Genomic DNA, 12,624 nt, shown 5'->3' on the forward strand with positions numbered 1-12,624 from the left:
TGACGTCAATCTTTGCAATGCCTAAGGGCAGTCTTGGTGTTTAATGTGTTGTAGCGCTTGGAATTTTTGGAATGTGGGTCAAATTCCTTTTTGGAAATGAGAGGCGCATGAAGCTTGGAGTAGTAGTATTGGCTATCGCTTAAACGCTTTAAGGTTTTGATGTTCAGCGGATAGTTTAATTGTCTTTTCGGCATCCAAGAAATAACGCAATCGCAATATATGCTTGACATTGTGCTGTTTCAGGCTATAGTGGAAATTGGCTATTGAATTGCCATGAAATTCAAGGTCGGTTTTTGGGTCTGTGCATATTTCCTGCTGGTGTTCTCAGGAGAGTTAGTTTCTGCTCAGTCTGTTAGGAGGAATGCGTCTATCAACAATAACAAAAGTCTCGTTCTCAAAATACGTCATTCCCTCAGCGCTCAGTCCTCCGCAACCAGTTCAGGCAATACAAAACTAAATACTGAGGCCAATGTGAACCTTGCGCCGGGTAGCACCATAAGCTCACAGATTGGATCAGGTGATGGTGTTTCAACAATAGATTTTACGAGTGACGAAAACTCTGGGCAGTTGTCTGCTACAGGAATCGCATCGCAGACGAACTTTGTTTTTGACGAATCAACATCCATGACGTCTGAGATAGAAACACTTGATGAATCCTCTAGCGAAGGAGGCAGTGCAAACGCGTCTTCGGATTTGGTTCAGGAGTCAACCTTGGACGTGACGTATCAGGACGCTGAGACCTTGTCGACTTTCCAGCAAGCCTTCTGAAGATCAAGGCAGAAGCAAAAGCGGCCAATGTTGCTGAATGTTGCGATTCCATGAGTTTTTGCCTTTTGTGCCTTGACGCACATCCTTTCGCTTGATTAAGGGCTACTCTTAATGATGTAGAGGAGTGATGGTATATCCATTGCTCTCACCATTCTATGGTTTTCCTACAATGAAAAATCAGTTCAAGCTTCTCGCTTTGGCTGCTGGCAGTGCCCTTTCGTTGGGCGCTGTTCCTTCAGCATTTGCCGAGACATCTGGCTCCACTACTGCTTCAGTGCCTGCGCTTACGCCTGGCATGACTGCGCCAACACTCGATGTTGGTACCAGCACTGTATCAAAAGGCACGGTTCAGTACAGTAATTCTGTTGGCTCTAACGACGCCTTCAGTGTTGGCGCGAACACCAATATCGGAGCGAGTGTTAACGCTTCATCCACCCCTGATTACAGCGTTACGTCCAACGCTACTTTTGGAGTCTCTGCTTCAACCATCAATCAGGTAATTGGTACTTCTGCAGCTACCAATTCCTCTAGCACCAATACGATTTCGGATATCGATGAGGTATCTAACAGCTTGACACAGACTGAAGTCGAGAAAGACTTTACTAGAAATACAACTACTGATCGTGGTGGATGGTGGTGGTGGAACCGCCGCAACAACACTCGTACACACGTTTCCGAATCGGATTACGAAACCGTTAAAGAAGAGTACTCAAAGCAGATCAAGTCTGATATTACGGAGACTCTGACATCCACCAACGGAATGGATGGAACCATTACTGGTTCTTTCGCCAAAACATTCTCTGACACTGGTAACACTAACGATGTGACAGTGAAAGGTATCGGAACAGATGCCAATGTGGTTGCAGCTGGAGATTCCGCATTCAGTTCCGGAATCACCAAGGCCACTGATGTCGATAACGCAGGGGCTGGTACAGCCAGTGGTGGTGCATCAGGTTCTGTTGGCACAACTGCAACGGCTAATGCCAATAGCTCTCAATTCGTGAGCTCTTTCGCTCAGGCTTACTGATTAGCCGATTTGTCTTGGCTGTTTACTCTATGGAAACATGAAAAGCTTATCTAAGTTTTCATTTTCTGCTGCTTTTACAGCCGGTTTGATTCTGGGAGGGCCTTCTGTGGCCCTCTCTCAATCAACAACAGCAGCAGTTCCGGATCTAACTCCGGGCATGAAAGCACCAACAATTGATGTTGGTACAGGGGAAGTATCGAAAGGTACCGTTCAGTACAGCAACTCTGTCGGAACCAATGATGCATTCAGCGTTGGCGCCAGCACTATTGTTGGAGCAAGTGTCAATGCATCATCCACGCCTGATTACAACGTCACCTCCAACGCCAAATTTGGTGTTGCTGCTTCGACTATCAATCAGGTGATTGGTACATCGAGTGTAACTAGTGCTCCTACGACAAACCTCATCTCTAATGTTGATGAGGTGGCCTCAGGCTTGACAGAGACTGAGGTTCAAAAAGATTTCACTCAAGATACTACCTCAGGTGGTTATTGGTGGTGGAATCGTCGTAACAGGACGAGGACCAAAATCTCTTCTTCTGAATATGAATCCGTTAAGGCTGAGTATTCGAAGCAGTTAAAGTCTGATATCACTGAAACTCTAACGAGTTCAAGCTCGAATTCAGGCACAATTTCCGGTTCATTCTCTAAAGAGTTTGATACAGCCGGTAATACGAACAATGTTACCGTCAATGGTATTGGCACCAATGCAAACCTAACTGCATCTGATGCATCTAGCTTTGACTCTACTATTGAGAAAGGCTCAGGTGTAAATACTGGAGCAGCAGGAACGGCTAGTGGTGGCGCATCAGGTAATGTTGGTACTACTGCTACTGCTAACGCAAGCAGCAGTCAGTTTGTGAGTTCCTTCGCTCAAGCTTATTGAGCTGGGCCTATTACTTGAAGGCCTTTGTCGGCAGGCAAAGGCCTTATTTTTTCTGAGGCACAAATGTCATGAAACACAGAATTTTGTTTTTGGTCTCATTGGCTATCTGTGGACTCTTCTCGTCTTCGAGTACTTGTGCACAGACTGTTGAATTGCCTGCACTTGTCTCAGGTCAAGAACTTGAATCCATCAAGGGTTCAACTGTCAATCGAAGTAACACTACCGGAGGAAGCTCGTCCTTGACTGTCGGGTCAAGTACGACGTTCGGTGCCAGCGCTAATCTCAATGCTTCCCCAGGTACGAAATCGAGTTCCTCTTCAAGTTTGAAACTTAACGCTTTGGGAGCCGATGCCGATGGAACTCAAGGTTTGCAGGAATCTTGTCCTACTGGTGGTTGTCTTCGGACATCAGTTGGCGGAGAAAATTCAACTCTTACCGGTAATATTGTGAATTTGAAGGCTTCTGATGCTACTCAATATAATTCTAACGAGATCTCGAGTACGTCAAATACCTTAGGGGCTGGTGATGTTGACTTCACCGGCATTTCAGGTTCAAACAATTTAGTACTTGATCCCTCAAGTCAATTTGTGGCTGAAACGGAGACACTTGACGCGCTTGACTCTGAAGAAAACACCAGAGTTTCTTCTGCGGCTGCCTCTTCAACGATTGATACATCAACCAATGCTGATATTAAATCTACTTCATTCACGTCTGTTTTTCAGCAGGCCTTCTAGCACTCCGCATTCTTAATTTTTGTGATGAAGAGTTTAGTTTATATTCTTTCTTTTTTGGCTCTTTTATTCTTTAGGAATTCAGCTGTTTCTGCTCAGCAGCTTACAGATGATAGTAGGCCTTCCACTACTGTCGAAAGAGGTTATTCGGTTTCCACAGTAGTTAGAGCAGTGACTTCAAATACTGTTCAAGGTAATCAATTAGAGGCAGGTAATTCAGTCGATGTTAATATTGTAAGTCCAAGTGCTCCGCCCTTAGCGTCGGGAAAAATTGCTGATTTTGAGGTTTCGCCAAATTCGTCATTAGTGGAGTTGGGAGGAATAAACCATTTTTCGCTTGTTGAGTATGGAGAAGGCAGCTCCTTGAAAACTTTGGTAAAAACTAAAGAAAATGCTGTTCCTGACGGCACAATAAGTAAGGCATCTAGCAGTGCTACTATAATTATGGAGACGGAGTTGCGAGCTCAGCAAAATGCACTCACGTTTTCTGAATCTTTTGACGATGCATTTTAGAAGCAACGATGTTTAAGAAAAATCTAAGAAAGCATCTTGTTTTGTTGTTGAGCTGTTTTGTGTTGGAAGCGCAAAACGCATTTTCTCAATCAACGACCAACCAATCCACTGTTTCGAATAGTGCAGCGCCTTCTGCCTCGTCGGTGACTACTGGAGGTACTAATGTTAATACACAAGTTAATAATGCGTATGCCAATGATTTGGGCTTTGGAGGTGGCATTACATGCAGGACCCCAAAGCTTTTTATGACTGGAAATGTTGGAAAAGTAGATGCATACCAAATTGACCCTCTTCAAGATGTTCATAACCAAAATAATAATTATCAGTTTACGGCTGGGGTGGTTATTCCCTTTATGTCCAAGCTGAATAGATACTGTAAAGAAATTGCCGGTGAGATAACAAAAGATAGAAAAATTGCCTCCGAGCTTTCGATGATTAAAGCTTGCGATGACCTTTTGAAGAAGAATATACGTGTCGATCCTATGCAATTTCCTCTGCTTGCCCCTTGTGAAGACTATCGAGCAATGATGGAAAAGGTTGCACAGGTATCTCCAAAAGAGCGGCCATCACAGTCCAAGAAGAAGTCGCTTCCACTGCCTGCCCTGAAGCCAGTTACAGATAGGGCTTTGTAGGTTGATAAATTTTTTTCTTCCTCTTCTATTGTTATGTGGTCTAATTTCTTTTGCTTTCCCCTCTCGTTCTGAAGAATGTTCTCCGAATAATCCTTCTGGTGTAAATGAGGATACGCTATGTATTAAGCATCATTCATCTCTTTTTAAAAAAAAGAATGTTGATGTTGGTTCTGGTATAAATGCTCACTATGGCCCGCCGGTAGATCCTCTGAGGCCTGGTTTTGGCACTCCTTTTAATGATAAAAAACTCGATCAAAATGAGTTCTACAGTTCTGTTTCCGTCGGCGATAAGACAAAGGGTATTCGTGTAGAGACAAATAAGGGTACTGTTTACTATAAATCAAGATGATTGTTTCGTGCAGTATGCATCAATCCATGTTTTAACTTCTGAGTCCCCCAGTTGGTGTGCTTTCTTCCAGTCCGTACAGGCTGTATATTTGTCTCCTCTGTGCTTATGGATGATTCCTCTATTTCTGTAGGCCTGTGAGTAATTAGGGTCTAGTTGGATTGCATTGTTTAAATCTTCGATTGCCGTGGACAGATTATTGAGTGAGGCGTTGGTTACGCCTCGATTCAAATAGGCTTGTGAGCTTTCTCTGATGCTTAAAGCCTTTGTCAGGTCTTTTAAGGAGCCCTGGGGATCCTTGAGTGCTCCCTTGATTAGTCCTCTGTTGATCCAGTATTTGTCATTGTCTGGGTTGATATGAATTGCAAGTGAGTAGCTTTCAAGTGACTCTGTATTTAATTTCAGTTCTTGGTATGCACGTCCAGTTAAGAAGTGGTATTCAGATATTTTTTTGGCACTTTCGTCTAGGCTTTTGAGCCTTGATAGGGCTAATGAGGCTTTTCCTTGTTTGATGAGGGATTTTGCGTCATCTAGATCTGCCTTGTGAGATGTATCACTTGTCTTTGTTGATATCACTTGTTTCTTCGAGGCTGTCTTGTTAATGCCCTGGATTTGTCTGGTGGTCTGCTCGTTTGGTAAATCTTTTTCGGTGTTCATGGTGTCATTTGGTAATTCGTAGCCCTCTATTTGCATCCGTTGTTCTAGAAGTTTGATCCTATCTGAAATCAGTTTTTGTTGCTTCTCTTTGAGCTGGTCAAGTTGCCTTAAAAGATCTCTTTTGCTTTCAATTGAGGCGCCTGGTGATAAGGAAGGGAAGTCGTCGCCAAGCATGTAATTCTTTTCTCTTTCCTTGGAGTTGATTTTGTTTCCTGAAATTAAATATGTGGGGTTGTCGAGTAACTCTTGAAAATTCATTTCAGTCGTAAGTTGGCGTAGCTGGGCTTGTTCTCTCCGCAGAGCAGCATTTTGTTGCTTTTGCTTGCTGAGGGCGAGGAGGCGTTGCTGCTCCTGCTGCAGGGCCTGGTTGTGACGCTGCTCGTTGCTGAGGGCAAGGAGGCGTTGCTGCTCCTGCTGCAGGGCCTGGTGCTGGCGCTGCTCGTTGCTGAGGGCGAGGAGGCGTTGCTGCTCCTGCTGCAGGGCCTGGTTTTGGCGCTGCTCGTTGCTGAGGGCAAGGAGGCGTTGCTGCTCCTGCTGCAGGGCCTGGTTTTGGCGCTGCTCGTTGCTGAGGGCGAGGAGGCGTTGCTGCTCCTGCTGCAGGGCCTGGTTTTGACGCTGCTCGTTGCTGAGGGCAAGGAGGCGTTGCTGCTCCTGCTGCAGGGCCTGGTTTTGGCGCTGCTCGTTGCTGAGGGCGAGGAGGCGTTGCTGCTCCTGCTGCAGGGCCTGGTTTTGGCGCTGCTCGTTGCTGAGGGCGAGGAGGCGTTGCTGCTCCTGCTGCAGGGCCTGGTTTTGGCGCTGCTCGTTGCTGAGGGCAAGGAGGCGTTGCTGCTCCTGCTGCAGGGCCTGGTTTTGGCGCTGCTCGTTGCTGAGGGCGAGGAGGCGTTGCTGCTCCTGCTGCAGGGCCTGGTGCTGGCGCTGCTCGTTGCTGAGGGCGAGGAGGCGTTGCTGCTCCTGCTGCAGGGCCTGGTAGGCGTTGCTGCTCCTGCTGCAGGGCCTGGTTTTGGCGCTGCTCGTTGCTGAGGGCGAGGAGGCGTTGCTGCTCCTGCTGCAGGGCCTGGTTTTGACGCTGCTCGTTGCTGAGGGCAAGGAGGCGTTGCTGCTCCTGCTGCAGGGCCTGGTTTTGGCGCTGCTCGTTGCTGAGGGCGAGGAGGCGTTGCTGCTCCTGCTGCAGGGCCTGGTTTTGGCGCTGCTCGTTGCTGAGGGCGAGGAGGCGTTGCTGCTCCTGCTGCAGGGCCTGGTTTTGGCGCTGCTCGTTGCTGAGGGCAAGGAGGCGTTGCTGCTCCTGCTGCAGGGCCTGGTTTTGGCGCTGCTCGTTGCTGAGGGCGAGGAGGCGTTGCTGCTCCTGCTGCAGGGCCTGGTGCTGGCGCTGCTCGTTGCTGAGGGCGAGGAGGCGTTGCTGCTCCTGCTGCAGGGCCTGGTAGGCGTTGCTGCTCCTGCTGCAGGGCCTGGTTTTGGCGCTGCTCGTTGCTGAGGGCGAGGAGGCGTTGCTGCTCCTGCTGCAGGGCCTGGTTTTGACGCTGCTCGTTGCTGAGGGCAAGGAGGCGTTGCTGCTCCTGCTGCAGGGCCTGGTTTTGGCGCTGCTCGTTGCTGAGGGCGAGGAGGCGTTGCTGCTCCTGCTGCAGGGCCTGGTTTTGGCGCTGCTCGTTGCTGAGGGCGAGGAGGCGTTGCTGCTCCTGCTGCAGGGCCTGGTTTTGGCGCTGCTCGTTGCTGAGGGCAAGGAGGCGTTGCTGCTCCTGCTGCAGGGCCTGGTTTTGGCGCTGCTCGTTGCTGAGGGCGAGGAGGCGTTGCTGCTCCTGCTGCAGGGCCTGGTGCTGGCGCTGCTCGTTGCTGAGGGCGAGGAGGCGTTGCTGCTCCTGCTGCAGGGCCTGGTAGGCGTTGCTGCTCCTGCTGCAGGGCCTGGTTTTGGCGCTGCTCGTTGCTGAGGGCAAGGAGGCGTTGCTGCTCCTGCTGCAGGGCCTGGTTTTGGCGCTGCTCGTTGCTGAGGGCGAGGAGGCGTTGCTGCTCCTGCTGCAGGGCCTGGTTTTGGCGCTGCTCGTTGCTGAGGGCGAGGAGGCGTTGCTGCTCCTGCTGCAGGGCCTGGTTAATTGATTTTTCAGCATTATTGTTGCTTGAAATCCCCTCAATCTGTGAAAGCCGCTTGGGATGATTTTGGATTGCAACGATTGCTGGAATATCTATTGATACTGTTTTTGGTATTTCCGGAAGCTCAGGAATTGGCTTTGCTTTTATATTAAATATTTTGCTGTTTCTGAGATTTAATTGAGCAAAGTATTCGTCAAAATCTCGAAGAAATTTGTCGTATTTGTAGATCTCTTCGAGGGCTATTGTAAGGTCTTTGTCGTGCGCTGGGTGGTGAAGTGAGTGAAACGCTTTTAATAGTTGATTTAGCTCGTCGTTTCTGCTATGCGCTTGAGCATAATCTTTTAAGTGATTATAATAATTGCGCAGATAGCCATGGTCAGAGTTAAATTCGCTGGCTGTTGCTTCAGTGAAGAGCTTGCGTGTAAAAAAAGGTAAGTCATTCGCAGATTGCATTAGGCGTTCTCTGGATATTGAGGCGCCTAAGGCTGGTGTGTGATTCGTGAAAGTTGTAGCAGAAACATACGTAAATAAAGCTAGATATCTATTGAAAACTGTTGCAAGCCTTTGCAAGTCCTGTTGGCAGGATTTGGTGAGGCCTGGAAAAGCGAAGATATGGTTTAGACGGTTAAAGTTAATCAAGCCTAGAGCGATAACAGATTGTATAATTCTGTATATTTGGGCTTCACGAATTCATTTGCTTTGCAGTTATTTTTGTTTAAGCTATCAAAAAGCTCCTTAGCTCGAGATGCGTCCTTGGCCAAAATGGAGTCAACGTCCGGAGAAGCGTAAAGACTTATTAGCTCTTCAATATGTAAATTACATTTACTTAGACGACTAGTGATTTTAAAATGTACTGAGCCATACGCAAGTAAAAGGATTAATGAGATTGAGCCAGCGCCGATAAAGCCTGTTTTACGAGTAATGTTAGGTATTTTTGGCGTTTCCACGGTTCTCTCTAGAGTCAGAGCTGCTCCATTTTACAGTATTGTCAATGGGTGCTGAAAAATTTTGATCTGTAGCTTTGCAAAATGCTCGTCTTGTCAGGATCTCCTGTGATTTTGAAAAACATTCTTGTTGCGTTTCCATCATGTGTGGACCTAGAGGTCTTTTAAGCGTAAGCAGCTCGAGTAGGGGGGCAGCGCCAAGGCAAGGTTTTGAATTCTTTTCGCATTCGTGAAGTGAGTTAATTGTTCGTATTTAATGTGTCCTTGTTCGAGGTAAGGGTTACATTTTTTGTGGACTGCATCCTTTGTACGAGGCCTTTTTAATGCAAGTTGCAAGCCGGCTTTGGGTTTTTATGCTATACAGGCTCCGTTAAATCGCGAATTTTGGGGTAGTTGAGGCCGCATCGAAAGTTTTTTAATAGATAAAGCTCATTGTGCTCGATCAGTAAAATAATCCTAAGTAGCTTGCTTTAAAGGAATTCGCTCTTGGTTCGAATCTGGGTGCCGCCTTTGGCTCCTCATCACAGTTGAGCCTGCGCGCTCATTTTGGCAACGTTGCGTGAGTGGCTCTCGCAGCTCACGGTGTCCGCATCAATCCAGCAACGCCCCTTGGTCATGCGGGTTGCAGGTAGGCCTTTGGGGAGGCCTCCGGCATCAAAGCGAACCCATGATGTGCTGAGCAGGGTTGCGCTCCAGCGGCGTGAATCCACGCGGCAACCTGAGTTGTCACAGCTGAGCGGACTGCCTTGGTCTCCATCAAGGCTGACGAAGCTCAGCTGATAAGTGCCGCCCGTTTCTTGATCATCTCCGATGAATCGAAGTCGCAGGCCACGGCTTCCGTTCGAGCTGATCTGCAGGCGCTTGCAGGCCAAAGAACGCCCACCGACAAAGATGCGGCAATGCTCAGGCCTGTGCTCCAAACGGCCAAAGGCCCAGGTTGGATTGGCCGTTGCTGGCACGGCAAGCAGCAGTGGCGCCATCCAGAGATGAATCATCAGTAATCGCTGTCGGCAACGCACATGCCCAGGCAGCGAATGCCATTGCGGGCGGTTCTGCGGCAGTGGTTGCAGAGGATGCGTTCCGCGTCCGCAGTCGATCCCTCCACGGCTTGATTGGTCGATCGCGCAGGTTCCTGCGCGGGGGATGCGGTCATGACGCAACGGGACGGGCTGTGGCGATCATGGCTGGCAGCAGCATCGCCCCGTTGAACGGCATCGGTTTCGGCACCTGGGCCTGGGGCAACAAGGCGGTTTGGGGATACGACGCCCGGCGGGACGACGCTCGACTTCGTGCCACGTTTCGTCAGGCCCTCAGCTCTGGGCTCAACTTGATCGACACGGCGGATTCCTATGGAACGGGGAGCCTGAGTGGACGCAGTGAAGCGTTGCTTGGCGACTTCATGGCCGAGTTGCCAGCCCTGCGTCGATCCCAGTTGACGGTGGCCACGAAGTTGGCCCCATTCCCCTGGCGATGGGGGCGTCGGGGCTTTGATGCCGCCTTTGAGGCCAGTCGAACGAGGCTTAAGGGGCAGCTTCGGCGGGTGCAGCTGCACTGGAGCACAGCGCGCTACGCGCCCTGGCAAGAGACAGGCCTTCTTGATGGCTTGGCTGATCTTGTTCTGTCCGGCCGGGTTGAGGAGTTGGGCCTGTCCAACCTGGGCCCCCAGCGCCTGCTGTTGATCCATCGCCGTCTGTTGGAGCGGGGCGTTTCCCTGCGCAGCGTTCAGGTGCAGTGCTCGCTCTTGGCACCTGCGGATGATCAGCTGCGCGAGTTGATTGCCGTCAGCAGGGAGCTTGGCGTGGAGGTGTTGGCCTACAGCCCTCTGGCTTTCGGCGTGCTGGGTTGTGCTCCCGGGTCTGAGGAGAGGCGTCCTGTCACCTGGTTGAGACAACGCCTGTTCCAGCGTCTGCTTCCGGCAAGTCTTGAGTTGCGCAGTGCGATGCAGGCCATCGCGATCGATCGCGGGGCATCGATGGTTCAAGTCGCTTTGAACTGGTGCAGAGCTCTTGGCACAACGCCGATCCCGGGGCTGCGAACTCCAGAGCAGGCCAGGGATGTCGCCGCTGCGCTGCAGTGGTCATTGTCACCGCAGGAGTTTCAGCGGTTGGATGCGGCCCGGCTCCATTGCAGCGAGCGGATGCCCGCCAATCCTTTTCAGAGCCGCTGAGTGTTGTGCTCAGGCCTCCGAGGCGGATTCAGGGGCTGGACTCACCACCACCGGGAGGCTGTCGCCGTCATTGCGAATCGGAACGACTTTGTCCTGCGAGGGTTCCAGGCGAGTGGGGGCTGGGGCAGTGTCCTGTTGCTGGGCACAGGCGGCGAGGGCTTCCTGCAGCAAGGAATCAAAGGTTGCCCCAGGCAGTCGATGCCGGGCGACCTCCAGAAAGGTGCGCGGAAGCGATTCGCCAGCAGCGCTCCTTAGAGCGGGGTTGTTCTGGCGATGTTCCTGCTCGTCCTGAATGGCTCGGATGAACCTGCGTGTGACATCGCGCTTGGTGGACGCCTTGATCAGGGTGTCGCGCTCCTGAGGACCATGACTGAGCTCCTGCTCCATGTCTTGAATCCGCCGTTCGAGGCTTTCCAAAACCTCCTGGGCTTCCTTGCCGATGTGAGCCAGTTGCCCATCCGAAAGGTGGGGCATGTCGGCCACGAACACCTTGCCGTGATCCCGGAGCGTGAGAAAAGTGGGTCGTGGACCCTGCCTGTAGCCCTTTTGCCTGTCCTGGCCTGAAGGCAAAGGACGCCTCGGAGGAACAGGGCCTGCAGACGATCGACGGCGCGTAATGCGCTGGGGCTTATCAAAAGGCATTGAAAAAAGATGTATTGACGCCGCTATCGGAAAAGGTTCCGATGTGCTCCAGGGCAGCCTATTCGATCCCTTCTGGGGCGTGGTCGACTGCTTTAAACCTGTCTGAAACTGACGCAATCAGGAGGGAACACCCTCCAGAACAGCGGCGCTGCCTGGGGTGTTGGACGTCACGTTGCCAATCACCCAAGCCCGATGGTTCTTGCCGCGGCAATGCTCGATCACAGCGGTTTCGCTCCCAGCCGGCACCACCAGGCAGAAACCGATGCCGAGGTTGAACGTGTGCCAAAGGTCTCTTTCGGGAATGTCTCCGGCCTCCTGCAGCCATCGGAACAGGGGTGGTCTTGTCATGCTGGAGGCATCGATGCGCGCAGAGCAGCCATCCGGCAGGCAGCGCGGCAGGTTTTCCGGGAGTCCTCCGCCGGTGATATGGGCCATGCCGTGGAGCTCGCATCCGCTCTGCAGCAGGTGCTGCACCAGGTCGGCATACAGGGTTGTCGGCGCCAGCAGGTCGTCGATGAGAGGGCGCTGGTCGTCGCCATACAAGGTGTTCGCATTGGCGTTGGCCTTCTCCAGCACCTTGCGCACCAGGCTGAAGCCGTTGCTGTGCACGCCGCTGCTGGCCACACCGATCACGCTGTCGCCAGGTTGGATGCGCTGGCCGTCAATGAGCTCGTCTTCTTCGACGACGGCCACACAAAAGCCGGCGAGGTCGTAGCGCCCCTTCGGGTAAAACCCCGGCATCTCTGCCGTTTCGCCGCCGAGGAGGGCGCAGCCGCTCTGCCTGCAGCCATCGGCGATTCCTTCAACGACCTCGGCCATTGCCGATGGCGCTAAGGCCCCGGTGGCCATGTAATCCAGGAAGAAGAGCGGCGCGGCTCCTGAGGTGATCACGTCGTTGACACACATCGCCACCAGGTCGATGCCCACGCCGTGATGGCTGCCATGCTCCTGGGCCAGCTCAAGTTTGGTTCCGACGCCATCGGTGCCTGAGACCAGCAGGGGCTTGCGCAATCCGGCTGGAAGACGCATCAGCCCGCCAAAACCGCCAAGGCCGCCGATGACCTCCGGTCGGTGGGTGGCTTCCACAGACGCCTTGATGCGTTGCACGAACGCGCGCCCGGCCTCAACGTCAACTCCAGCGCTCTTGTAATCCATGGAATGAATCCGATGCATTGATCCTGCAATGCCGCAGAACCTGTGCTGATTGGCTTGTCGGCACAGCGGCTGATTAG

General features: G+C 51.6%; 17 protein-coding genes. 12 read left to right on the plus strand and 5 right to left on the minus strand.

Annotated elements, in window-relative coordinates:
- Positions 1-273: 273 nt before the first annotated feature.
- The 7 genes from SynRS9907_RS01980 (at position 274) to SynRS9907_RS02010 (ending at position 4,903) form a co-directional block, all read left to right on the plus strand.
- Positions 274-768, plus strand: a complete 495-nt coding sequence (locus tag SynRS9907_RS01980; RefSeq protein WP_188021646.1) for a hypothetical protein — start codon at positions 274-276, stop codon at positions 766-768.
- Positions 769-895: 127 nt separating this feature from the next.
- Positions 896-1,795 carry a hypothetical protein gene (locus SynRS9907_RS01985; RefSeq protein WP_188021647.1) on the plus strand — a complete coding sequence of 300 codons (900 nt, stop codon included), beginning with the start codon at positions 896-898 and terminating at the stop codon, positions 1,793-1,795.
- Positions 1,796-1,832: 37 nt separating this feature from the next.
- Positions 1,833-2,678 (plus strand): hypothetical protein, encoded by an 846-nt coding sequence (locus tag SynRS9907_RS01990; protein ID WP_188021648.1) that lies wholly within the window; start codon positions 1,833-1,835, stop codon positions 2,676-2,678.
- 152 nt (positions 2,679-2,830) lie between these two features.
- Positions 2,831-3,412, plus strand: coding sequence for a hypothetical protein (locus tag SynRS9907_RS01995; protein ID WP_188021649.1), 582 nt, complete (start codon positions 2,831-2,833; stop codon positions 3,410-3,412).
- A 24-nt stretch (positions 3,413-3,436) separates the two neighbouring features.
- Positions 3,437-3,922, plus strand: coding sequence for a hypothetical protein (locus tag SynRS9907_RS02000; RefSeq protein ID WP_188021650.1), 486 nt, complete (start codon positions 3,437-3,439; stop codon positions 3,920-3,922).
- A gap of 62 nt (positions 3,923-3,984) precedes the next feature.
- Positions 3,985-4,554, plus strand: a complete 570-nt coding sequence (locus tag SynRS9907_RS02005; protein WP_223157667.1) for a hypothetical protein — start codon at positions 3,985-3,987, stop codon at positions 4,552-4,554.
- A gap of 1 nt (position 4,555) precedes the next feature.
- Entirely contained in the window at positions 4,556-4,903 is a 348-nt protein-coding gene (locus tag SynRS9907_RS02010) for a hypothetical protein (protein ID WP_188021652.1), read from the plus strand.
- Here the strand turns inward: SynRS9907_RS02010 and SynRS9907_RS02015 are convergent.
- Positions 4,895-5,815, minus strand: coding sequence for a tetratricopeptide repeat protein (locus SynRS9907_RS02015; protein ID WP_188021653.1), 921 nt, complete (start codon positions 5,813-5,815; stop codon positions 4,895-4,897). The two genes, SynRS9907_RS02010 and SynRS9907_RS02015, sit on opposite strands and share 9 nt — an antisense overlap.
- A 54-nt stretch (positions 5,816-5,869) precedes the next feature.
- On the opposite strand from SynRS9907_RS02015, the gene SynRS9907_RS02020 reads away from it, so the two are divergent.
- From SynRS9907_RS02020 to SynRS9907_RS02035, 4 genes are read left to right on the plus strand one after another with little or no spacing between them, the layout of a single operon-like run.
- A complete protein-coding gene (locus SynRS9907_RS02020; RefSeq protein WP_188021654.1) occupies positions 5,870-6,577 on the plus strand; it encodes a hypothetical protein in 708 nt (235 codons plus the stop codon).
- On the plus strand, positions 6,531-7,028 hold the full coding sequence (locus SynRS9907_RS02025; RefSeq protein WP_188021655.1) for a hypothetical protein: 498 nt from the start codon (positions 6,531-6,533) through the stop codon (positions 7,026-7,028). The genes SynRS9907_RS02020 and SynRS9907_RS02025 overlap by 47 nt, the downstream gene beginning before the upstream one ends.
- Positions 6,982-7,479, plus strand: a complete 498-nt coding sequence (locus SynRS9907_RS02030; RefSeq protein ID WP_188021655.1) for a hypothetical protein — start codon at positions 6,982-6,984, stop codon at positions 7,477-7,479. The genes SynRS9907_RS02025 and SynRS9907_RS02030 overlap by 47 nt, the downstream gene beginning before the upstream one ends.
- The gene (locus SynRS9907_RS02035; protein WP_223157668.1) at positions 7,460-7,645 is read left to right on the plus strand and encodes a hypothetical protein; all 186 of its coding nucleotides are present in this window, start codon (positions 7,460-7,462) and stop codon (positions 7,643-7,645) included. Before SynRS9907_RS02030 ends, SynRS9907_RS02035 begins: the two co-directional genes overlap by 20 nt.
- Positions 7,646-9,104: 1,459 nt before the next feature.
- Here the strand turns inward: SynRS9907_RS02035 and SynRS9907_RS02040 are convergent.
- Positions 9,105-9,578, minus strand: a complete 474-nt coding sequence (locus SynRS9907_RS02040) for a hypothetical protein (RefSeq protein ID WP_255445954.1) — start codon at positions 9,576-9,578, stop codon at positions 9,105-9,107.
- The gene (locus SynRS9907_RS02045) at positions 9,578-9,736 is read right to left on the minus strand and encodes a hypothetical protein (RefSeq protein WP_188021658.1); all 159 of its coding nucleotides are present in this window, start codon (positions 9,734-9,736) and stop codon (positions 9,578-9,580) included. The genes SynRS9907_RS02040 and SynRS9907_RS02045 overlap by 1 nt, the downstream gene beginning before the upstream one ends.
- Before the next feature lie 27 nt (positions 9,737-9,763).
- Here SynRS9907_RS02045 and SynRS9907_RS02050 point away from each other — a divergent pair, with 27 nt between their 5' ends.
- Positions 9,764-10,750, plus strand: coding sequence for an aldo/keto reductase (locus tag SynRS9907_RS02050; protein ID WP_188021659.1), 987 nt, complete (start codon positions 9,764-9,766; stop codon positions 10,748-10,750).
- A 9-nt stretch (positions 10,751-10,759) separates the two neighbouring features.
- On the opposite strand, the gene SynRS9907_RS02055 is transcribed toward SynRS9907_RS02050, so the two are convergent.
- Both SynRS9907_RS02055 and purM read right to left on the minus strand, forming a co-directional pair.
- On the minus strand, positions 10,760-11,392 hold the full coding sequence (locus SynRS9907_RS02055) for a histidine phosphotransferase (RefSeq protein WP_188021660.1): 633 nt from the start codon (positions 11,390-11,392) through the stop codon (positions 10,760-10,762).
- A gap of 117 nt (positions 11,393-11,509) precedes the next feature.
- Positions 11,510-12,547, minus strand: a complete 1,038-nt coding sequence (gene purM, locus SynRS9907_RS02060; protein WP_188021661.1) for a phosphoribosylformylglycinamidine cyclo-ligase — start codon at positions 12,545-12,547, stop codon at positions 11,510-11,512.
- Positions 12,548-12,624: the final 77 nt, after the last annotated feature.

The organism is Synechococcus sp. RS9907, from assembly GCF_014279615.1.
In the GTDB taxonomy this organism is placed as follows: domain Bacteria; phylum Cyanobacteriota; class Cyanobacteriia; order PCC-6307; family Cyanobiaceae; genus Parasynechococcus.